This window comes from Kitasatospora sp. NPDC059673 (genome assembly GCF_042734215.1).
In the GTDB taxonomy this organism is placed as follows: Bacteria; Actinomycetota; Actinomycetes; order Streptomycetales; family Streptomycetaceae; genus Kitasatospora.
This window is the reverse complement of sequence record NZ_JBHWEN010000006.1, coordinates 129,508-150,615: the sequence shown is the minus strand read 5'-3', so window position 1 is coordinate 150,615 and position 21,108 is coordinate 129,508. Positions and strand designations below refer to the sequence as shown.

Genomic DNA, 21,108 nt, shown 5'->3' with positions numbered 1-21,108 from the left:
CCGGCCGGTCAGTGCGGGTAGACGCGGGGCGGGCGCCGGCGGGGGAGAGCGTCCTGGAAGTCGGCGATGGCGGTGGCGACCTGGCGCATCAGGACGGTGTGCTCCAGCCGGTCGAGGTAGAGGTGGCGGGCGGCCAGCGCCTCCACCGTCACACCGAAGTACAGCGTCATCAGCGGGTTGATGAACAGCGCGCTGTTGCCGGTGCGTTCGGTGAACCGGACGTCGCCGAACTCGCCGCGCAGCGCGGCCGCGATCGAGCCGTGGACGATGCTCGGATGCTCGGGGCACTCCTGCCGGGCGTGCGCCACCGCGTCCAGGTACAGCGCGGCCTCGGGCGCGTCGGCGGGCAGCGAGAACGCGCCGAGATGACCGCCGTCGCGCTGTAGCGCGGCCAGGTTCTCCAGCACCAGGCTGTGGTTGACGCCGTGGTACGCGTCGATCCCGAACCCGAGGCAGGCCACCAGCCGGGTCGGCACCTCGGTGAGCCCGGCGACGGCGGCGAGGGAGGCCATGTCCTCCTCGGGGGTGCCGAGCCCGGCCTCGTCGCCGCGCAGCAGGATGTCGGTGCCGCCGTCGACCAGCAGGATCGCGTCGATGCCGAGGTGCTCGACCAGCGCCCGGTACGCGGCCCGCAGCGGCTGCACGCCGGTGGACGGGAACGCCCAGACGGTGTCCGGCTGTTGGTGCGCGCGCAGCCAGCGGGCCAGCGAGCGTTCGGGGAAGTAGGCGTCCGCGCTGCGCACCTCGGGGGTGATCCGGGCCAGCTCGGGGGCGTGCCAGACGTCCAGGCCGAGGCCGTACAGATTGCTGAACGAGAAGTTCGCCAGATGCACCTCGCGCCCGGCGGCCCGCAACGCGAGGGCGAGCGGCAGCCCGGCGTAGATGTCGAAGCCGCCACCCGCACCGGCGATCAGGATCCGCTCGGCGGCCAGCAGGCGGGTGAGCAACGGCGGCTGAAACACACTGATGGTCACCGGGCGGACGGTACCAGGGCCGGTCCGCCGGCCGTCGGTCAGTGCGGGTACGCGCGGGCGGGGCGCAGGCGGGGGAGGTCCTCGCGGAAATCGGCGATGACGGAGGCGATCTGGCGGGTCCCGGTGGTGCCCTCCAGGCGGTCGAGGTAGAGGTTGCGGGCGGCCAGGGCCTCGACGGTGACGCCGAAGTACAGCGTCATCAGCGGGTTGACGAACGGCTCGCTGCCGGGCACCCGTTCGGCGAGTCCGACGTCCCCGGACTCGCCGCGCAGGGCGGCCGCCACGCTGCCCTGCACGATGCTGGGACGGTCGGGGGCGGCGGACCGGGCCCGGGCGACGGCGTCCAGGTACAGGGTGGCTTCGGGGGCGTCGGCGGGGAGGGAGAACGCGCCGAGGTAGCCGCCGTCGCGTTGCAGGGCGGCCAGGTTCTCCAGCACCAGCGCGTGGCTGACGCCGTGGTGGGCGTCGATGCCGAAGCCGAGGCAGGCGACCAGGCGGGTGGGGACGGAGCGCAGGCCGGCGACGGCGGCGAGGGAGGCCATGTCCTCCTCGGGGGTGCCGAGTCCGGCCTCGTCGCCGCGCAGCAGGATGTCGGTGCCGCCGTCGACCAGCAGGATCGCGTCGATGCCGAGCCGGCGCACCAGCGCCCGGTAGGCGGCGCGCAGCGGCTTGACCCCGGTGGAGGCGAACGCCCAGACGGTGTCCGGCTGTTGGTGGTCGCGCAGCCAGCGGGCCAGGGCGCGTTCGGGGAACTTGGGTTCGGCGGAGCGGGTGTCGGGGGTGATCCGGGCCAGGTGCGGGCCCTCCCACGCGGTGGCGTCCAGGCCGTAGTGGTGGGTGAACGCCAGGTTCGCCAGGTGGACGTCGCGCCCGGCCGCGCGCAGCGCGAGGGCGAGCGGCAGCCCCGCGTACACGTCGTGCCCGCCGCCCGCGCCGGCGATCAGGATCCGCTCGGCGGCGAGCAGGCGGGTGAGCAGCGGCGGCTGGAACAGGCTGGTGATCACCGGCGGACGGTAACAGGCGCCCGGCAGCGCGGTCGCGCGGTTATTGCGTGGCCGGTCAGCTCCCGTACTGTGCCAGCAACTCCCGGGCGTCGGCGAGGTCTTCGGCGGTGGGCGCGTCGTCCTGGGTGAGGCGGTGGCGCCAGTAGCCGGTGAAGTGGACGTTCGAGCGGTCCAGATGACGTTCCGTCAGCAGGTGGCGGCGCAGGGCGCGGACAGCGCCGGCCTCGCCCGCCAGCCAGGCGTGTTCCAGGTCGGTGGGGAGTTCGGCGGCGCGGACGGCGGCCAGCAGCCGTTCGCCGGGTGCGGCCTCGCCGCGGTGGACCCAGTGGGCGGTCAACTCGCCGAAGCCGCAAAGGGGTTGCTGCTCGTCGGGCCCGGCGGTCTCGATCCAGGCGTGCGCCCGGGCGCCGGCCGGCAGGGCCTCCACCAGGGTGGCGAGCGCGGGCAGCGCCGACTCGTCGCAGGCGAACAGCAGCGGGCGGCGGCCGTCCAGCGGGAACGGGCGGGCGAACTCGGGGGAGGGGCCGAACATGGCGAGCACCTGCCCGGGCCGGGCGCGGGCCGCCCAGTCGGCGGCCGGGCCGTCGCCGTGCAGCACGAAGTCGATGTCCACGGTGTGCAGTTCGGCGTCGTGGGCGCGGATCGTGAAGGACCGCATCCACGGGCGGCGGTGCTCCGGGACGGCGTGGCAGGCCCGGTACCAGTCCATCAGGTCCTGCCCGGGGGCGGCCGCGGGCAGCTCGGGGGCGTCCTGGCCGGGGCGCGGGAAGTACAGCTTGACCTGCTGGTCGGGCCCGACCAGGGCGAACTCGCCGGGCGGCAGCGCGAAACCGGCCCGGACGGTGCGCGGGGTGGGGCGGTGGACGGCGGTCACGGTCAGTCGGCGGATCGGCAGGTCGGACACGGTGGGCTCCCGTCGGATCGGAGATGGCCCACCCAGCCTGCCGGGGCCCACTGGCAGCACGCTGTCAGCGGGCTGTCACCGCCCGGCACCCGGCGTGGCAGCGCGAGTCAGTGCGCGAGTCAGTGCGAGAGCACGTCCTTCAGCGCCTCCTCGGTGCGCCCGATCACCGTGTAGCCGTCGTCGGCGGTGATGATCGGCCGCTGGATCAGTGCCGGATGGGCGGCCATCGCCTCGACCCAGCGCGCCCGGTCGGCGTCCTCGCGGCCCCAGGACCGCAGGCCGAGCTCCTTGCCGATCGGCTCGTCCAGCCGGGCCACGTCCCACGGCTCCAGGCCGAGGCGGCCCAGCACCTCGGTCAGTTCGGCGACCGTCGGCGGCTCCTCCAGGTAGCGGCGCACCGTGTACTCGGCGCCCGCCGCGTCGAGTTCGCCCAGGGCGGTGCGGCACTTGCTGCACCGCGGGTTGATCCAGATCTCCATGACCGGCCAGCCTACCGACCGCCCGGCCCGGCGACGGGAACCCGGGTGCGCCGCCGGGCCGTTCCCGAACCGGACAGTAAATACGACTGCTTCTGGGGGAGTTGCATGGACGTCGCCGCGATCGTCAACGAGCTGATGGGCCCGAAGGGTTGCCGCGACCCGTACCCGCTGTACGAGCAACTGCGCGCGTTCGGGCCGACGGTGCAGAGCGACGAGTACATGGTGCTGGTCACCGGCCACCAGGAGGCCGACGAGATCTTCCGCAACCCGGCCTTCGGCGTCATCGAACCGGAGCTGGCCGCCCAGTTCGAGCCCGACTTCCCCGACCACCCGGGCAAGAACCTGCTGGGCGATTCGATCCTGGAGCGCAACGCGCCCGACCACCCCCGGATGCGCTCGCTGATCTCCTCGGTGTTCACCCCGCGCCGGGTCTCCGCCCTTGCACCCGCCGTCACCGCCGCGGTCGAGCAACTGCTGGACGAACTCGCCGCACGAAGCGAGCACGGCGACGGCCCGGTGGACTTCCTGGACGCCTTCGCGTTCCGGCTGCCGATCGGCGTGATCTGCGAACTGCTCGGCGTCCCCGACCGGGACCGGCACCTGTTCCGCCCGCTGGCCTCCGACCTCACCGCCACCATGGAGTTCCTGGTCGGGGACGAGGAACTGGCCGCCGCCGACCGCGCCGCCGGTGAACTCTCCCAGTACTTCGCCGAGCTGGCCGCCCTCCGACGCGCCGACCCGAAGGACGACCTGGTCAGCGCCCTGGTCGCGACCGCCGACGCCGACCAGCAGCGGCTGTCCGACACCGAACTGCTGGCCAACCTGGTGCTGCTGCTGGTGGCCGGCTTCGAGACCACGGGCAACCTGCTCGGCAACGCCCTCGCCCTGCTGTTCGAGCACCCCGACACCGCCGCACAGCTGCGCGAGGGCACGCTCGATCCGGCCGCCCTGGTGGACGAGGTGCTGCGGTTCGACTCGCCCGTCCAGCTCACCTCCCGGATCGCGCTCACCGACGGCCTCACCGTCGGCGGCAAGCCCGTCCCGCGGTACACCGGCACCCTGCTGCTGGTCGGCGCCGCCAACCGCGACCCGCGACGCTTCCCCGACCCCAACCGCTTCGACCCGTCCCGCACCGACGGCCGGCCGCTCAGCTTCGGCGGCGGCCCGCACTACTGCCTCGGCGCCCAGCTCGCCCGGCTGGAAGCCACCACCGCGCTGCCCGCCCTGCTGCGCCGCTTCCCCGCACTGGCCCCCGCCGGGCCCGCCGTCCACCGCGACCGGCTGGTGCTGCGCGGCTACCGCACCCTGCCCGTCACCCTCGGCTGACACTGAGGCGCCGTCGGCACGCTGCCCGTCACCCTCGGGCCCGTCACCCTCGGGCCCGTCACTCTCGGGCCCGTCACTCTCGGCTGACACCGAGGCACCGCCGGCGGTGACGCAGCTCACCCAAATGGCTGAAATATGATCGAATCGGGCCGAAGGGCCCAATCCGTCGGGACCTTGGCAAGGGGTGGCCCCGACGGATGGCACGGGACGATGGAGGGGAGACGCACCCACCCGGGCGCCCGCCTGAGGAGGTCAGCATGCCCGCGCCCACCGCAACGTCCGTCCGTGTCGCCCCCGGCGAGGACGCCGAGCGCCTGCCCGGTCCCCAGCGCGACCAGCAGCACGGCCGGGAGGCCACCGCGCGCTGGGAGGCCGCGATGGCCGAGGCGCTGCGCACCCCGACCTGGGCGCGCGCCCTGCCGATCCTGCTGCTGGTCGCCGATCTGGTGCTGGAGGAGTCCGTCCCCAGCTCCGTCGCCGCGGGCTTCCTGCTGACGGTGCTGCCCGTGGTCGCCGCGTTCAGCGCCGGGCCCGCCGTGGTGGCCGGCGCGACCGCCGTCACCGTCGGCCTGCAGGCGTTGCTCGCGCTGCGCTCCGGCCACCTGTACGAACAGCACCACCTGTGGACGTACCTGGGCACCGTGCTGGCCGGGATGATGGGCGCCGGGCTGGCGACCCAGCGCCGCCGCCAGACCCGCGCCCTGGTCCGGATGCGGGCCGTCGCCGACACCCTCCAGCACACCGTGCTGCACCCGGTGCCCGCCCGGGTCGGGGGCCTGCGGGCCGCCGGGCTGTACCGGCCCGCGGAGGCCGACTTCGGCATCGGCGGCGACCTGTACGACGTGTGCGAGACCCGGCACGGCACCAGGATCCTGCTGGGCGACGTGCGCGGCAAGGGCCTGGAGGCGGTGCGCACCGTCGCCGACGTGGTCGGCGCGTTCCGGATCGCCGCCCACGAGACCGCCGACCTCGGCGAGCTCGCCGCCCAACTCGACCGCCAAGTGCGGCGGGCGGCCGAGCAGCGCGGCGACGGCGAACTGTTCGTCACCGCCGTGCTGCTCCAGCACGACCCGCTCACCGGCCGGCTCGACCTGGTCAACCGCGGCCACCTCGCCCCGCTGATGGTCGCCCCCGGCACGGTCGCCGCCGTCCGCTGCGCCGAGGACCTTCCGCTCGGCCTCGGCCACCTCGCCCTCGGCCCGGCCGCCGAGCCCACCACCGTGCCGCTGCCGCCCGGGCACAGCCTGCTGCTGCACACCGACGGCGTCACCGAGGCCCGGGACGGCGACGGCGAGTTCTACCCGCTGGCCACCCGGCTCGGCACCCTGCCCAGCACCGACCCGGACACCCTGGTCGCCTTCCTGGAGCAGGACGTCCGCCGCCACGCCGGCACCCTCACCGACGACGTCGCGGTGCTGGCCCTGCGCGCGGCCTGAGCCGCCCCGCGCGGCCCGCGCCTGCCCGCGTGGCCCGACCCGTCCCGCGCCCGCCCGCGCCTGCCCGCGCGGCCCGAGCCGCCCCGGGCGCCTGAAGGACCCCCTCAGGACGAGCCGTTGACCACCGAGTTCTGGATCGCCCCGACCGCCAGGTCGTGCTCGGCCAGCACCTGGTCGTAGGTGCCCTCGGTGATCAGCCGGTTCATCGCCCGCATCAGCACGTCGCGCAGCACCGAGTCCTCCTTGCGCACCGCGATGCCGAACGGCCGGGGCTGGATCTGCGGGCTGCCGATCTGGAAGGCGTTGCCGTTGTCCACGGTCTGCGCCACGTACTGGACCTTCGGGTAGTCGGTGACGAAGGCGTCCGCCGAGCCCTTCAGCTTGTCCAGCGCGGCGGTGTCGGTGTCGGTCTCCACCACCTTCAGCAGCTTGGCGTCGTGCTCGCACACCTTCGCCTGCCGCTGCACCAGGTCGTAGTGGGTGGTGCCCTTCTTGACCACCACGGTGTGTCCGCACAGGTGGTCGATGTCGCTGATGTTCTGCGTGGTGCCCTTCTTGACGGCGATGCCGATGCCCGCCATGAAGTAGTCGACGAAGTCCACGCCCGCGCCGGTCTGCTTGCCGTCCTTGTCCAGGCCTTCCTCACGCTCGCGGGTGTCGGTGATTCCCGACATCGCGATGTCGTACTGGTGCTTCATCAGGCCCGGCAGGACGTTCCCGAACTGCCCGGCGTCCTGGAACTCGACCCGGACGCCGAGCAGTTCGCCCAGCTTCTGCGCCAGGTGCGGGTCCAGCCCCTCCGGCTCGTTGCGGTCGTTGCGGTACACCACCGGCGCCGCGGTGAACGAGGCGCCCACCGTCAGCACCCCGGCCTTGCGCACGGACTCCGGCAGCATCGCGTGCAGGTCCGGCTTCTTCTCCTGGGAGCCTACGGTGCCGCAGCCGCCCAGCAGCAGCGTCCCACCGATGACGGCGACGAGCGCGGTGCGCCCCCGCCCGGTCGTGTGTGCCATGGTCGTCGTCTCTCCCCGAGGTCAACGGCGGAACACGCGACGGCTCCGGGGCACCGGACGGCATGGCGGCATGCCAAAAGGCGGCATGCCAATGCCGGGGAAAACCCCTCGGCCGGCCGCCGTTCCGGCTAGATCACGGGCGACTATAGCCAGAGACACACAGGTCGCCCTAGAGCCCCCCCGACAATTTCCGCGCAGGTCACACACCCTGACGTCCGATCAGCACCGGTCCGGCCCGGTTCGTCCGTGACGGCGTCCCGGCGGGAGGGACCCTAGGACCACCCCGGGTCCTCGAAGCGGGGCAGGGTGTCCGGGCCGCCGTCGGCGCCGGTGGGCAGGGGGCTGGGGGCCGGGCCGAACGGCTCGGTGGCGCCCGGGTCGCGCACCCGCGCGGTGGCCGTCACCGTCACGTTGCCGGGTACGCCGATGCTGACGGTCACGCCCGTCCCGTCCGGGGTGCGCGCGCCCGCCTCGGAGGCCGTGTTCTCGGTGACCGTCCAGCCGCGGCCGGTCCAGTACGCCCGGACCTGCTCCAGCAGCCGCGGCCGGTTGGCCTCCGCGACCTTGGTCAGCACGTACCGGCGGAGCGTCAGCTGCGCGGTGCCGTCGTTGTCCCGACGGGCGTTCTCGTGCGGCACCGAGCGGTAGGCGTCGTCGGCGAACCGCACCGCGGGGGTCAGCGCCGAGGTGGTGCCGTCCACCAGCTCCTGGATCCGGCCCCGGGCCAGGTCCGCGGCCGGTGCGGAGGCGCCCGCCGCCGCACCGTCCGAGCCGCAGCCCGCCAGCAGCGGACCCAGCAGCAGCGCCGCGACGGCGCCCGCCACCCGCAGTCCCGTCCGCTCACCCATCGGAGGTCACACCGACCAGAACGGGTCGTGCCGGCGCGGCATGGTGTCCATCACGCCGTCCGGCCCCAGCGGGACGGTGCTGTCGCCCCCGAACGGGTACGAGGTGCCGCTCGGCGGCACGCCCTGCACCCGCGCCAGCAGGGTCGCGTTCCCCGGTATGCCGATCCTCAACTCGACCGTCCCGAGCGGTGATTCGGCCCGCAGCAGGGGCAGCACCGGATCGTTCTCGCCCTCCACCCGCCAGCCCCGGGCCTGCCAGGCCCGGCCCAGCTGGGCGAGCAGCTCCGGGTAGCGGTTCGCGGCCAGCCGGGTCATCAGGTAGCGCCGCTTCTCCAGGTGCGCGGTGCCGTCCGGCTCCCGGGTGTACGGGTGCTCGTGCTCCACCGCCACGTACGGGCCGTCCGCCCAGTCGGCGGGCGGGTTCAGCGCCGCCGGGGCGGAGTCCAGCAGCTCGTCCACCGCCGCCTTCGCGGCCAGCAGCGCGGCCGACGGGTGGGGTGCCGCGAAGTCGTTCATCGCCGGTCCTGTCCGATCACCCGGTCGCCGTGACCGGAGACGATCATGCCCATGTTGCGCAGCGAGTGGCCGTCCCGGCCGTCGCCCTGGTTCCAGTAGTCCGAGTGCGACTGGAAGCCCAGCGGGCCGTCCGCCACGTCGAAGCGGTGTGCGCCGAACTCGGAGCTCGCCGGGTCCTGCCCGAACCACAGTTCGTGCGGATCGTCGTGCCCTGCGATCTTGTCACCGATGAAGCCGCCGAGCAGCGCGCCCGGCGGGCCGCCGAGCAGGCCGCCGATGCCCGCGCCGATCCCGATGCCCTTCGCCTCGGCGTGGCTCGGCAGGTGCGAGACTGGGTCGTGCTCGGCCGCGCCCACCCACACGTGCGAGCCGTCCACGCCCAGCTGGGAGGCCTTCTGCGCGCCGGTGCCGGGGGAGCCCACCAGGATGATGTCGTCCGCCGGGATGCCGCCGGGCCGCTGCGCCGCCTGCCCGACCGTGAACGAGCCGTAGCTGTGGCCGAGCGCGGTCAGGTGCGCCGGCTGGCCCTCGTGCGAGGCGCGCAGGCCCTGCAGGAAGCTCTGGTAGGCCTCGCCGCCCTGCTTGGCCCGCTCGTCGCCGGCCACCGCCAGCGCGTCCGGGCTGATCCCCTTGGCCTGCGGGGCGTCGTAGCCCAGCCAGGCGATCGAGGCGGTCTTGCGGGTCGGGTCGATGTCGTGCGCGGACTGCCACAGGTCGCGGGCCCGGTTGGCGTCACCGGCGCCCATGTTCTTGACCTCGGTGTTCAGGCCGGGCACGTACGCCACCACGTCGTCCGCGGTGTCCGGGTTGCCGTAGGCGATCGCGGCCCGGCCCTGGCCCTGGTCGCCGATCACCATCAGGTAGGCGGGCGGCTGCTTGCCCTGGTCGTCCCGCAGGCGGCTCTGGATCGAGCGGAAGCCTTCCAGCTTCTTCTTGTCCCAGTCCGACAGGTTCTGCCGGGACGACAGGTCGTTCACCATCCGGTCGAGATTGATCCGGTTGGCCTGGTCGCGGGCCGGGGTGGGTATGCCGTCGCGGTTGCCGATCTCGGCCGGGTGCTCCTTGATCAGCCGCTGCTGCTCGTCCGCGGGCAGCGACTTCCACCAGGAGTTCACCTCGGTCGGCGAGGCGTTCTGGCCCGGCATGCCCGCCAGGACCAGGTCCTCACCGGCGAGCGTGCTCAGCGCCGTGCTGTTCAGCCGCATCGCGGCGCCGAACGCGTCGAGGCCGGCGCCGGTACGGGCGTCGGTGGTGTACTGGCGCAGCCGCTGCGCCGTCACCTGGTCGGCGTGCGCGGCCTTCGACAGCGCCTCGCCGATCCGGTCGCGCAGGTCGGTGCCCTGCCGGGTGCGGTCCGGCGCGTCCGGGTCGTGCCGCTCGCCGGGGCTCGGCGGCGGCCAGGAGATCCCGCCGTCGTCGGAGACCTGGAAGCCGCCGGCCCGCGCCTCGTCCAGTGCCCGGCGCAGGTCCGCCTGGGCCAGTACGAACGCTTCCGCGCCCTCCCGCAGGACGGGCGCGATCCGGGTCAACTCCTGGTGCGCGGCGGTCAGTTTGCGGGTGGTCCGGGCGAGTGACTGCCGGGCGTTGTCGGCGGCGCCGCCGGTCCACCCGGAGTCCCGTACCCGGCCGTCCACCCCGGACCGCCACAGTTCGGTGCTGTCGCCGATCGCGCCGGCGAGAGTGGCGTACGCGTCGGCGGCGCCGAACAGCCGCTGCGGGTCCGCGTCGCGGAGCGTGGGGACGTCCATGCTCACCGCCCGGCGGCCGAGGTGACGGCGCTGTTCGCGGCCTGCTCGGCGTTGCGGTAGTTGGCTGCGGTCTGCCGGAGGTTCCCGCCCTGCTGGTCCATCTCTGCGGACAGCTTGTCCAGCATGCTCTTCCATTCCGTGGTGCAGGCGTTGAGCTCGCTGCCCGTCAGCCAGCCACGCAGTCCGTCCGCCGCGCTGTCCGAGGGGCCGAGCACCCGGGAGGTCTCGCCCGGCATCCGCTCGGCGTCGACCGTCGCGGTCTGCCCCGCTCCCTCCAGCACGTCCGGGTCCACCTGGAACCCGCCGCCGCTCCCGCCTGGGCCCACGTCGCGCACGCCATCCCCCAACACCGGTGTCGGTCCGACCGCTTGAGCCGGTCATGCTAGCGAAATCCGGTCACCGAACCCAGCGCCGTTCACCACATCTCCGCGCGATCCACCGCGTGTTGTCCGTCACCCTCTTGGCTCAGACTTTGACGAACCTTTACCGGAACGGGTGGATCGTAGGCCCTCGACCTCGGCGCCACCGGCCGTGGCCGCTCAGGCGACCTCCGCCAACTCGGGCGCCGGGGCGGGCTGCGGGGCGGCGGTGCGGTGCAGCAGGACGGCGACCAGGACGGCGGTGGCGGCGAGCGCCGCGGAGCCGCAGCGCAGGGCGAGGTGCAGGGCATCGACGAAGGCGGAGTCCACGGCGGCCTGCACGGGCGCCGGGGTGGGCGCCGCTTCAGGACCGGTGCCGTGGCCGGTGAGCGCGGAGACCGCGTGCGAGACGCCGTCGGCGGGCAGCCCGAGCCGCTGGAACGAGTCGCTCAACGCGCCGGTCAGCCGGTTGGTGAGGACGGCGCCGAGGACCGCGATGCCGAGCACCCCGCCGAGTTCGCGCAGCGTGTTGATGGTGGCCGAGGCCATGCCGGTCTGCGCCGGGGCGACCCGCTGGAGCACCGCGATCGACACCGGCGTGAACGTCAGCCCCATGCCGAAGCCGAGCACCACCAGCGTCCACACGTACGACCAGTAGTGCGCGTGCCCGTCGTACAGCGACAGCCCGCCGAGGCCGACCGCGCACAGCGAGATGCCCAGCACCAGCGGCAGGCGCGTCCCGTGACGGGCGGTCAGCCGGCCCGAGAACGGCGCGGCCAGCATGATCACGGCCGTCATCGGCAGGCCGGCGTACCCGGCGTCGGTGGGGGACCAGCGCATCACGCCCTGGAGCATCAGCGGCAGGAAGAACAACGCGCCGAACATCCCGAAACTGACCATCAGGCCGCTCAGCTGCGCCCCGGCGAGCACCCGGTCGCGGAACAGCCGCAGCTCCAGCATCGGCTCCGCCGCCCGCAGTTCGACCAGCACGAAGACCGTGAGCAGCGCCACCGCGGCCGCCCCGCAGCCCAGCACGACGGGGTCGGTCCAGCCCCGGCCCGGGCCCTCGATCAGGCCGTAGACCAGCGCGCCGAGACCGGCCGCGGACAGCGCGAGCCCGGTGAGGTCGATCCGGCGCTCACGCGGCGCGATCGCCGGCAGCACCCGGAACGCGAGCACCAGGGCGAGCAGCCCGACCGGGACGTTGATCCAGAACACGCTGGCCCAGCCGAACGCGTCCACCATCGGACCGCCGATCACCGGACCGATCGACAGGCCCAGTGCCGAAACCCCCGACCACAGGCCGATGGCGCGGGCCCGCTCCTTCTCGTCGGTGAACACCTGGCCCAGGATCGCCAGGCTGCCCGGCGTCAGCAGGGCCGCGCCCACACCCTGCAGCATCCGGGCGGCGACCAGCACCCCGATGTCGCCGGCCAGCGCGGCGGCCGCCGACCCGACCGTGAACAGCGCCAGCCCGAGCCGGAACACCCGGGTCCGGCCGAACCGGTCGCCGAGCGTGCCGCCGGTGAGCAGCAGCGCAGCGTACACCAGGCTGTAGCCCTCGGCGACCCACTGCAGTCCGCTGATGCCCGCGTCCAGGTCCCGGCCGATCCGGGGCAGGGCGATATTGACGATGACGTTGTCCAGCATCGCCATGAACATCGTGACGCAGAGCGTGGCGAGCGCCTGCCACTTGTGCCGGGCGCCGCGCGCGCCGATCGAGGCTTCCACCGAAACGATCCCCTCCGGGTGTGCCGAGACAGCCCCTAACGGTGTTAGGGGCTGCTGATGCGCACTCAGGATGGCCCTAACGGTGTTAGATTGCAAGCGCGATCAGCGCCCCGGACACCTCAAGGAACCGCCATGGCCGAGCCCACCCCCGCGCCGGACGCCCCCGCGCCCGCCCTCACCCGCCAGGGCCTGGCCGCGGCCGCACTGCGCGTCCTCGAACGCGACGGCCTGGCCGGCCTGTCCATGCGCAAGGTCGCCGCCGAGGTCGGCGTCAAGGCCGCCTCGCTGTACTGGCACGTCCGCAGCAAGGAAGAACTGCTCGACCTGCTCACCGACGCCCTGGTGGCCGACGCGGAACTCCCACCCCGGCAAGGCAGTTGGCGCGACCAGTTCCTGGAGTACGGACGCGCCTACCGCGCCCTGCTGCTGGCCAAACGGGACGCCGCCAAGGTCGTCTCCGGCCGCCTCACCCCGGGCCCGCACATCCTCGCCATCCTGGAGGACCAGCTCGACCGCCTGCGCAGCGCCGGCTTCAGCGACGCCGACGCCGCGATGGCCTCCTACCTGCAATCCGCGTACGTCCAGGGCTTCGTGCTCCAGGAACAGTCCCCGCTGTCCGCCGCCGAAGCCGCCGGCGCGAGCCGCGGCGAAGTCGCCCGCGCGGCGGGCGACGCCTTCCGCACCCTCCCCGCCGAGACCTTCCCCAACCTGGTCGCCCTCGCCGACGACCTCACCGACCCCGACATGGAAACCCGCTTCGAATTCGGCCTCAACCGCCTGGCGGACGGCCTGGCGCTCCTGCTGCCACCGGACAAGGCGGACAACTGGGGGCGCGGCGACCTGCGCGAAGGGGAACGCGCCCGACCGTAGGATCGCGACGCAGGGCAATCACCCGCACGCGATCGCGACCTCGCAGACCGGCGAGCCCCCGAACCGTCAGCCCGCCCCCAGGTAAGGGCTGTACAGCACCGACAGGAATCGCGTCGCACCGACCAAAATCCTCCGGACGACGAGAACGGCCACGGGCCCCGCCGCAGGTGCGACGGGGCCCGTGGTGACGAAGTGTCAGCAGTGTGCGAGGGTCTCGCAGTCCTCCCAGCGGGTGCCGGTGTAGTTGTCACCGGAACCGCCGGGCGCGACCAGCGAGTTGGACTTCAACTGGGCCGTGGCGGCCGGGCCGGTGGCGAGCCGGACGGCGATCGCGTCGACCACCGGGCGCGGGCTGGTGCCCGCGAAGTTGTTGACCAGCACGACGAACGACAGCTTGCGGCCGTCGGGCGCGGTCGCGAAGCCGACCAGGTTGTCCACGCCGCCCATCGAACCGCTCTTGGCGTGCACGTTGTTCTCGGCCTTGGTGCCGCGCATCCGGGCGGCCAGCGTGCCGCCGACCATCCGCTCCGGGTTGCCCGCCACCGGCAGCGCGTTGTACCAGGCGTCGAACCACGGCTTGGTGCGGGCGACCTTCAGCAGGTCCGCCATCTTCGCGGGCGTGATCAGGTCGTAGCGGGACAGGCCGGAGCCGTCCACCTGCCGGGTGGTCGGGCCGCTCACGCCGTTCGCCTTCAGGAAGGCGTTGACCTGGTTGATGCCGGTCGCCCAGTCGCCGCGGCCGCCCTTGACCTTGCCGATCTCCTTGGTCAGGTGCTCGGCGATGCCGTTGTTGCTGATCTTCAGCATCGGGACGACCAGCTCGGCGAGGGTCTTCGAGTCGTGCGAGGCCAGCGGCTGCGAGGTCTCCGAGCCGCTCGCGGTCTGCACCCCGCGCAGCACCATCACGCCGTGCTTGGCCAGCGCGCCGGCGAACACCTTCCCGGCGTACGTGGTGGGGTCCTCGACCGTCACCCAGGAGGTCACCGGCGCGGCGCCGGTCGGGATGCTGCCGGACAGCGCCAGCTCGTTGCTGCCCCGGCGCCGCTGCACGCCGACGCTGGAGCCGCTGCCCGTCGCGCCGGTGGCGACCGTGCCGGTGAACTTCATCGGCGCCTCGGCCGGGTTCAGCGTCACCTTGGCGTTCTCGCCCGCCGCGCCCGGAGTGACGGTGACCTGCACGGTGTCCATCATGTACTCGGCGTCGTTGGCGACGGTCAGCCCGGATATCTGCGGGCTGTACGAGTACGGCTCGTCGTCCCAGGCCCAGCCCGGCCCGAGCGGCGTCGAGTCGTAGCGGCTGCCGTCCGCCAGCACCCGGCCGGTGACAGTGGTGACGCCGGACGCCGCGACCTTCGCGGCCAGGTCGTCGAGGTCCTGCACCAGCAGGCTGGGGTCGCCGCCGCCGCGCAGCACCAGGTCACCGGCCAGCGTGTCGCCGTAGGTGTTGCCGGTGCTGCGGACCTCGGTGGTGAACCGGTAGTCCGCGCCCAGCAGGTCGAGCGCCGCCGTCGAGGTCACGGTCTTCAGGGTGGACGCCGGGGTGAACAGCGCCTGCGGCTGCCGCGAGTACAGCACCTCGCCGGTGCCGGCGTCCTGCACCACGACGCCGGCCTGCGCGCTCGCCAGCCGGGGGTCGGCGAGCAGGGTGTTCAGGTCGGCGGTCAGCGTGGCATCGGCCGGCGCCGGGTCGTCGGCCTGTGCCGAGACGGCGAGCAGGGAAGCGGCGAGGACCGCGGCCGCGAGCGGCAGGCTGCGGCGGTACGGGCGTGCGGACACGGGTGGCTCCAGAGTGCGGATCGGCCGGGGCGCGTGCGTCACCCACGCCCCCGTTTTGTCCGGGACATTATCATCTGATGGAGAATCAGATGATCTTTATTCCGGGCTCCTTGGGCTCCCCTCTACAAGACGTCCCATCGCCCCGAAACGTCGCACCCCGAAGCGCCCGAATCCGCCCGGATACACTGACGCAGGCTTTCGGCAGGTCAAGGTTCGGGACGGGACACATGGGCGCGCACGCTGGACTCACGGTCGAGCGGATCACCCGCGCCGCCGCCGAACTCGCGGACCAGGTCGGCATCGACAAGGTCACCGCCTCCGCCCTCGCCCGCGGCTTCGGCGTCAAGGACGCCAGCCTCTACTCGCACGTCAAGAGCCTCCAGGAGATCCGCACCCGAGTCGCCCTGCTCGCCACCGAGGAGATCAACGACCGCCTCGCGACCGCCGTCGCCGGCCGCTCCGGCGCCGAGGCCCTGGCCGCCTTCGCCGACGCCCAGCGCAGCTACGCCCAGCAGCACCCCGGCCGCTGGGCCGCCACCCAACTGCGCCTGGACCCGGCCGACTTCGCCGACACCGACGCCCTCGCCCGGTCGGTCGAACTGACCTACGCGGTGATGCGTCACTACCGGCTGGACGAACCCGACCTGACCGACGCCGTCCGGCTGCTGCGCTCCACCCTCCACGGCTTCATCGCCATCGAGGCCAACGGCGGCTTCCACCACCCGCGCGGCATCGACGGCTCCTGGCAGCGCATCGTCGCCGGCCTGCACCAACTGCTGGAGAACTGGCCCCGCACCTGAGCCCGCCGCTCCGCCGTCAGAAACGCGGCCGGAAAAGCCGCCGTCAGAGCGCCACCGCGGTGCCCACCGCCGCGCCGAGTGGCTGCGCGACCGCGTTCGCGGCGACCGGCTGCTGGGGCCCGGCGGGAACGCGGCCGGAACCGCCGTCAGCACCACGAACCCCACCGCCACCGCGAACACCCGCGCGGAACGCCCCGACCGTCCCGCGCCGCCGTCAGCACCACGAACCCCAGCGCCCCTGCGGTGCCCACCACCGCGCCCAGCTGCTGCGCGACCGCGTTCGCGGCGACCGGCCTGCGCGGGCTGCCGGGAAGCCGGTCCCGGCTCAGGCCCGTCGCTTCGCCGGCAGGAACGCGGCCGGAATCGCCGTCAGCACCACGAACCCCAGCGCCACCGCGAACGCCACGCGGAACGCCCCGACCGTCCCCGCGTCGCCGTGCTCCAGGACCAGCGCGACCACCGCGGTGCCCACCGCCGCGCCGAGCTGCTGAGCGACCGCGTTCGCGGTGGTCGCGGCGGGCACCGAGGCCGGCGGCAGCGAGTGGTACAGCGTCACCATCACCGGCGAGGCCGCCAGCGCCAGGCCCACCCCCTGCGCGAACAGCGCGCCGAGCAGCAGCGGGCCCGGTTCCGCGCTGCCGGCCCGGGCGAACACCGCCAGGCCCGCGGCCACCAGCGCCAGCCCGGTCAGCACCAGCGCCCGCGGATTGCTCCGGGCGTCGATCACCCGTCCGACCAGCAGCACCGCCACGCCCGCGCCCGCCCCCTGTGCCGTCATGGCCAGGCCTGCCGCCAACGGTCCACGGCCACCGGCCTGTTGGAAGAACAGTGGCACCAGCACCACCGCCCCGTACAGGCCGAAACTGTTCAGCAGCGAGACGCTGGTCGACGCGGCGAACGCGCGGTCCCGGAACAGCCCGAAGTCCAGCAGCGCCCGGCGCCGCCGACGCCGCGCCAGCACCCCGTGTGTCGCCAGCAGCGCCGCCGCCACCAGCAGCGGCACCAGCACGCCCGGGTCGCCCGCCGCCCGGCCCCCGCCCAGCCGGACGCACCCGAGGACGGCCGCCGTCAGCCCGCCGCTCACCGTCACCAGGCCCGCCAGGTCCAACCCGCCCGGATCGCTGTCGCGTTGGTTGCGCATCAGCAGCGGCGACAGCACCGCCACCACCAGGCACACCGGCACGTTCAGCAGGAACATCCACCGCCACGAGTGCCCCTGGACGAGCGCCCCGCCCACCACCGGACCCGCGACGGGCGCCAGCAGAATCGGGACGGCGATCAGCGCCATCGTCCGCCCCATCCGCTGCGGGCCGGCCACCTGCACCACCAGGATCCGCATCAGCGGGAACAGCATCCCCGCGCCCAGCCCCTGCACCACCCGGAACGCCACCAGCGACCCCAGCGACCAGGCCAGCCCGCTCAGCGCCGACCCCAGCAGGAACACCGCCAGCGAGGCCGTCCAGCACGCCACCGCCCCGAACCGCCGCGCCGCCCAGCCCGTCGCCGGAATCACCGCCGACATCGCCAGCAGGTACGCCGTCGCCACCCACTGCACCTGCGCCAGGCCCGCGTCGAACCGCCGGGCGAAGGACTCCAGCGCCACCCCCACCACCGTGGTGTCCAGCAGTGCGACGAAGGCCCCCGCCGCCAGCACCAGCGCCGCCCGCACCACCGGCCCGCCGAGCGCCTCCCGGTCCACCGAAGCCGTCTCCGGATGCGTCGTCCCCGGCTGCGCCGTCCCCGAATGGGCCGTCCCCGTACGCGTCGTCCCCGGATGCGCCGTCATCGGACGACCCTCCCGAGGAACCCGGCCAGGTTCGCCCGCATCCGGGCCACCCGCGCCTGTGTGTCCAGGCTCTCCGTCATCCGCGCCCCGCCCGCCGCCACCCGTTTGCGCCCCCGCACGTACAGCGGGCACGCCAGGTCGCTGCAGAAGTACTCGCCCGCCGAGGCGTACGCGTACTCCTCGGCCGAGCCCCGACCCGCCCGGCGCGCTGTCATCAGGGCCACCCCCGAGGCCGGATGCGCCGTCAGGCAGATCGAACACATCGCTCCACCGCGCCCGGCGCCCGGTCGCTGGGCCAATCGCAGGGCCACCCCGACGGTTCGCCCCCCGAACTCGGCGACCAAGTACCCCCGCTCGGGTGCCCTTGCCTCCCGCCATCCCAAAAAGTCCAGCCCTGCCCAGTCCAGCTCCCCGAGCCCGCGCGGCAGCCAGGCCCGATTCGCCTCGCCCTTGGTGCAGTTGACGAACGACGCCCGGATTTCCGCGTCGGTCAGTGCCCGCATGACGTCCCACCATTCCCTAGGATCCCTAGTTTTGAGCCAAGGTATCCTAGGCATGCCTTCGCGCCAACCGATTTCCCCTTCCGGACCGAACGGCGAAGACCGTCAACTCCCCTGCCGGGTATGTCCTTGAGGGCGAGGTGCCGGTGCGTCCGGGGCACCCTCCAGCGGGCCGCAGAGGGGGCGGACGGGCCGGACAAACCCACTGATCGGGCCGCTCGGCCATGGGGAGCAATCGGGCTCGTGCCGACTGGCCGCCGTGGCCGGGGTGGTGTCCCTTTGGAGTCAGGGAAGCCCACTGCTTCCCAATCAATTTCCGTATTCGGAAGGACTGTTCTCTGATGCGTGCTCTCACTCGCACTGTTGCTGCCCTCGGCCTCGCCGCCCCTGTTCTGCTCGGCTGCGCCGGCCTGGCGTCCGCCCACGAGGACATGGACGAAGGCAAGGGCAACAGCCCCGAGGCGCACTTCCTCCAGGTCGACTTCATCGCCGACGAGGACGCTGCCGGCATCGCCGCCACCGGCTCGTTCGTCACCCCGAACAGCGTGGAGCACTTCAGTGCCTTCGCCCTGGCGACCGACGAGGGCGTGACCGGTTCGGCCACCGACTCGGGCGCGAGCTGGTAAGTCCGACGCCTGACGCTTGAACGGGAGGAGGGCCGTCCCAGCCCTCCTCCCCGCACCACCTCAGCGCCGGCCGCTTCGGCCGGCGCTTTGCTGTGCCTTACTCCACGAGGGCGTTCGCCGGTTCGCTCGTCCGCGCCGGTTCGCTCACCGGTGCCGGTTCGTTGATCTGCGCCGGTTCGTTGATCTGCGCCGGTTCGTTTATCTGGCCGATCGGGATGTGCACGCTCGGCGTGGTGCGCGCGGTGCTGTCGAGATGGACGCGCTGGTCGTCGAAGAAGATGTGCGGGCGCAGCACCTCCATGATCCGGCCCTTGTCGATGCCGCCGAGGAAGAACGCGTCGTTCACCCGGACGCCCCAGCGCTTCAGGCTCTTGACGGCCCGTTCGTCGGCGGGGGAGTTGCGGGCGGTGACGATCGAGACGGACACCCGCAGGCGGTAGCCGGGGTCGGTGCGGCGCCGGTCCTCCTCGCGCTGCTGGATCCGGTTGATCCCGGCGAGGAAGTCCCTGAGCGGTCCCGCGTCGTGCGGGACGTCCGCGTGGGCCACCTCGTAGTCGCGGAACTTCTCGATGCCTTCGCGCTGGTAGACCTGCTCGGCCCGGTCGGAGGCCAGCACGCCGTCGAAGTCGAACGCGATCCGCAGGTCGGTGTCGTCCTCGTCGTCCTGCGGCATCGGCCCGAGCACCCGTCCGGCCGGCAGCCCGGTCGCGACCGCCTCGCGGACGTCCTCCTCGTTGGCGGACAGGAACAGCGACATGTTGAGCACCGGCATGAAGCTGTACGGGGCGCGGCCCTGCTTGAAGATGGCCCGGGAGATCGGCAGCTTGTGCGCCCGGATGGAGCGCATCACCCGCAGCCCGGTGTCCGGGTCGTTGCGCGACAGCACGATCACCTCGACGAGCGGATCGTCCTCGGTGCCCAGGTTGTTCAGGGACAGCAGCCGCTTGACGAACGGGAAGGCCACCCCGGGCGCCAGGGTGACGTCCAAGTGGCGTTCCTGGTGCGACCGGTAGGCGTCCTCGCCGTCCTCCCGGAACACCCGGTCCGAGTCCGTCAGATCGAACAGCGCGCTGGAGGCGACGCCGACCACCAGCCGCCCGGCAAGCTCGTACGCCACTCCGGCCCCTCCTGTGCACTCCCGCCCCGAAAATCCCGGACGGCCCAATTGTCGCACTGGTGTTTCAGCGGCCACCGCCGCCGTCCTCCCTGCCCACCGCCGCCGTCCGTGCGGCCCGCCGCGTCGGCCGCATGCCGTCGGGAGCTGACCGCGTGAGGACCGCCACCCCCGACCGGTGTCACATAGTGGCGGGCTGTCGGGTCTCTTCCTGTGAAGGCTGGAACACTCCGTTGCGGCCCAGAAACGAAGACCCTCAACTCTCAAGGAAGAGGCCGTCAATGACCAAAAATCAGCACGGCAGCGGCAGCGGCGACGCCAAGGCCGGCGGGACGTCGCGACGCAGTGCGCTGAAGGCGGCCGTGGCCGGGGCGGGGGCGATCACCGCGCTGGGCGCGGCCACCTCCACCGCGCACGCGGACGGGCCCGGGCGCGGCGCGCCGACCTTCGTCCTCGTCCACGGCTCGGGGAGCAACTCCTACTTCTGGCAGCCCCTGTTGCGTGAGCTGGGCCTGCGCGGACACCGTGCGATCGCGGTCGACCTGCCCGGGCACGGGCCCGGCGCGTACCTCCCCGAGTCCTACCAGTCCCCGCAGGACCTCGACCGGCTGCGCACCGAGCCGTCCCCGATGTCCGAGGTGACGCTGGGCGACTTCGCGGCGCACGTCGTCGGCGTGGTCCGGCGGGTGCGCCGCAACGGCCCGGTGGTGCTGGTCGGCGCCAGCCTCGGCGGCGCCACCCTCAACGCGGTCGCCAACCAGGTCCCCGAGCTGATCGCGCACCTGGTGTACGCCTCCGCGTTCTGCCCGACCGCGCACCCCTCGGTGCTGCGGCTGGTGATGACCCCGGAGGGGGCCGCCAGCTCCATGTTCCGGATCCCCCCGGTCCACACGCCGCCGGAGCTGGGCGTCAGCCGGGTCAACTGGCGCTCGGGCGACCCCGCGTTCTTCGCGATCGCCAAGGAGTCGCTCGCCGCCGACCGCCCCGACGCCGAGGTCCGGGCCCTGCTGAACATCCTGGAGCCGGACGAGTCGGCGGCCGTCGGCGCCAGTGAGGACGCCCGCGGCCTCCTGGCGACCTGGGGCCGGGTCCCGCGCACCTTCGTCCGCTACACCCAGGACCGCACCATCCCGCTCCCGCTCCAGGACCTGATGATCCGCGAGGCGGACGAGCTCACACCCCACAACCGCTTCCGCGTCCGCTCGCTGAGCGCGCCGCACGCCGGCCCGCGCGACCCGGCGCTGCTGGCGGACGAGCTGGAACTCGTCGCCCGGCTGTGCCGCTGAGCACGAGCCACG

General features: G+C 73.4%; 20 protein-coding genes. 6 read left to right on the top strand and 14 right to left on the bottom strand.

The window, feature by feature from the left end; all coding sequences use genetic code 11:
* Positions 1-8: 8 nt before the first annotated feature.
* From ACFV18_RS10030 to ACFV18_RS10015, 4 genes are all read right to left on the bottom strand, one after another.
* Positions 9-974 carry a DUF1152 domain-containing protein gene (locus ACFV18_RS10030; RefSeq protein ID WP_380481298.1) on the bottom strand — a complete coding sequence of 322 codons (966 nt, stop codon included), beginning with the start codon at positions 972-974 and terminating at the stop codon, positions 9-11.
* A gap of 38 nt (positions 975-1,012) precedes the next feature.
* Positions 1,013-1,975: a DUF1152 domain-containing protein gene (locus tag ACFV18_RS10025; RefSeq protein WP_380481544.1), complete on the bottom strand. Its 963-nt coding sequence runs from the start codon at positions 1,973-1,975 to the stop codon at positions 1,013-1,015.
* A 58-nt stretch (positions 1,976-2,033) separates the two neighbouring features.
* On the bottom strand, positions 2,034-2,882 hold the full coding sequence (locus tag ACFV18_RS10020; protein ID WP_380481295.1) for a siderophore-interacting protein: 849 nt from the start codon (positions 2,880-2,882) through the stop codon (positions 2,034-2,036).
* 119 nt (positions 2,883-3,001) lie between these two features.
* A complete protein-coding gene (locus ACFV18_RS10015) occupies positions 3,002-3,361 on the bottom strand; it encodes an arsenate reductase family protein (protein ID WP_380481292.1) in 360 nt (119 codons plus the stop codon).
* A gap of 105 nt (positions 3,362-3,466) precedes the next feature.
* On the opposite strand from ACFV18_RS10015, the gene ACFV18_RS10010 reads away from it, so the two are divergent.
* Together ACFV18_RS10010 and ACFV18_RS10005 are read left to right on the top strand one after the other, a co-directional pair.
* Positions 3,467-4,687, top strand: coding sequence for a cytochrome P450 (locus ACFV18_RS10010; RefSeq protein ID WP_380481290.1), 1,221 nt, complete (start codon positions 3,467-3,469; stop codon positions 4,685-4,687).
* A gap of 257 nt (positions 4,688-4,944) precedes the next feature.
* Positions 4,945-6,123, top strand: a complete 1,179-nt coding sequence (locus ACFV18_RS10005) for a PP2C family protein-serine/threonine phosphatase (RefSeq protein WP_380481287.1) — start codon at positions 4,945-4,947, stop codon at positions 6,121-6,123.
* Between the two features lie 104 nt (positions 6,124-6,227).
* Here ACFV18_RS10005 and ACFV18_RS10000 read toward each other — a convergent pair whose 3' ends face one another.
* The 6 genes from ACFV18_RS10000 to ACFV18_RS09975 form a co-directional block, all read right to left on the bottom strand.
* Complete coding sequence (locus tag ACFV18_RS10000; RefSeq protein WP_380481285.1) at positions 6,228-7,136, bottom strand: transporter substrate-binding domain-containing protein; 909 nt, start codon at positions 7,134-7,136, stop codon at positions 6,228-6,230.
* 272 nt (positions 7,137-7,408) lie between these two features.
* A complete protein-coding gene (locus ACFV18_RS09995) occupies positions 7,409-7,984 on the bottom strand; it encodes a hypothetical protein (protein WP_380481282.1) in 576 nt (191 codons plus the stop codon).
* 6 nt (positions 7,985-7,990) lie between these two features.
* Positions 7,991-8,500 carry a hypothetical protein gene (locus ACFV18_RS09990; RefSeq protein WP_380481279.1) on the bottom strand — a complete coding sequence of 170 codons (510 nt, stop codon included), beginning with the start codon at positions 8,498-8,500 and terminating at the stop codon, positions 7,991-7,993.
* Entirely contained in the window at positions 8,497-10,248 is a 1,752-nt protein-coding gene (locus ACFV18_RS09985) for an alpha/beta hydrolase (protein WP_380481276.1), read from the bottom strand. Before ACFV18_RS09985 ends, ACFV18_RS09990 begins: the two co-directional genes overlap by 4 nt.
* 2 nt (positions 10,249-10,250) lie before the next feature.
* On the bottom strand, positions 10,251-10,583 hold the full coding sequence (locus tag ACFV18_RS09980) for a hypothetical protein (RefSeq protein WP_380481273.1): 333 nt from the start codon (positions 10,581-10,583) through the stop codon (positions 10,251-10,253).
* Between the two features lie 204 nt (positions 10,584-10,787).
* Entirely contained in the window at positions 10,788-12,338 is a 1,551-nt protein-coding gene (locus tag ACFV18_RS09975) for an MFS transporter (RefSeq protein WP_380481271.1), read from the bottom strand.
* Positions 12,339-12,470: 132 nt separating this feature from the next.
* Between ACFV18_RS09975 and ACFV18_RS09970 the strand changes: the two genes are divergently transcribed.
* A complete protein-coding gene (locus ACFV18_RS09970) occupies positions 12,471-13,208 on the top strand; it encodes a TetR/AcrR family transcriptional regulator (RefSeq protein ID WP_380481268.1) in 738 nt (245 codons plus the stop codon).
* 195 nt (positions 13,209-13,403) lie between these two features.
* Here the strand turns inward: ACFV18_RS09970 and dacB are convergent, their stop codons facing one another.
* Positions 13,404-14,984 (bottom strand): D-alanyl-D-alanine carboxypeptidase/D-alanyl-D-alanine-endopeptidase, encoded by a 1,581-nt coding sequence (gene dacB / locus ACFV18_RS09965; protein ID WP_380481265.1) that lies wholly within the window; start codon positions 14,982-14,984, stop codon positions 13,404-13,406.
* A gap of 227 nt (positions 14,985-15,211) precedes the next feature.
* Here dacB and ACFV18_RS09960 point away from each other — a divergent pair, with 227 nt between their 5' ends.
* Complete coding sequence (locus ACFV18_RS09960; RefSeq protein WP_380481263.1) at positions 15,212-15,784, top strand: TetR/AcrR family transcriptional regulator; 573 nt, start codon at positions 15,212-15,214, stop codon at positions 15,782-15,784.
* 325 nt (positions 15,785-16,109) lie between these two features.
* Here ACFV18_RS09960 and ACFV18_RS09955 read toward each other — a convergent pair whose 3' ends face one another.
* Both ACFV18_RS09955 and ACFV18_RS09950 read right to left on the bottom strand, forming a co-directional pair.
* Positions 16,110-17,570 (bottom strand): MDR family MFS transporter, encoded by a 1,461-nt coding sequence (locus ACFV18_RS09955; protein WP_380481260.1) that lies wholly within the window; start codon positions 17,568-17,570, stop codon positions 16,110-16,112.
* Positions 17,567-18,073 (bottom strand): FBP domain-containing protein, encoded by a 507-nt coding sequence (locus tag ACFV18_RS09950; RefSeq protein ID WP_380481258.1) that lies wholly within the window; start codon positions 18,071-18,073, stop codon positions 17,567-17,569. The genes ACFV18_RS09955 and ACFV18_RS09950 overlap by 4 nt, the downstream gene beginning before the upstream one ends.
* Positions 18,074-18,411: 338 nt before the next feature.
* On the opposite strand from ACFV18_RS09950, the gene ACFV18_RS09945 reads away from it, so the two are divergent.
* A complete protein-coding gene (locus ACFV18_RS09945; protein ID WP_380481255.1) occupies positions 18,412-18,696 on the top strand; it encodes a hypothetical protein in 285 nt (94 codons plus the stop codon).
* Positions 18,697-18,793: 97 nt separating this feature from the next.
* On the opposite strand, the gene ACFV18_RS09940 is transcribed toward ACFV18_RS09945, so the two are convergent.
* Complete coding sequence (locus ACFV18_RS09940) at positions 18,794-19,813, bottom strand: 5'-nucleotidase (protein ID WP_380481253.1); 1,020 nt, start codon at positions 19,811-19,813, stop codon at positions 18,794-18,796.
* A 278-nt stretch (positions 19,814-20,091) separates the two neighbouring features.
* Between ACFV18_RS09940 and ACFV18_RS09935 the strand changes: the two genes are divergently transcribed.
* On the top strand, positions 20,092-21,096 hold the full coding sequence (locus ACFV18_RS09935; RefSeq protein ID WP_380481251.1) for an alpha/beta fold hydrolase: 1,005 nt from the start codon (positions 20,092-20,094) through the stop codon (positions 21,094-21,096).
* The last annotated feature ends 12 nt before the right edge of the window (positions 21,097-21,108 follow it).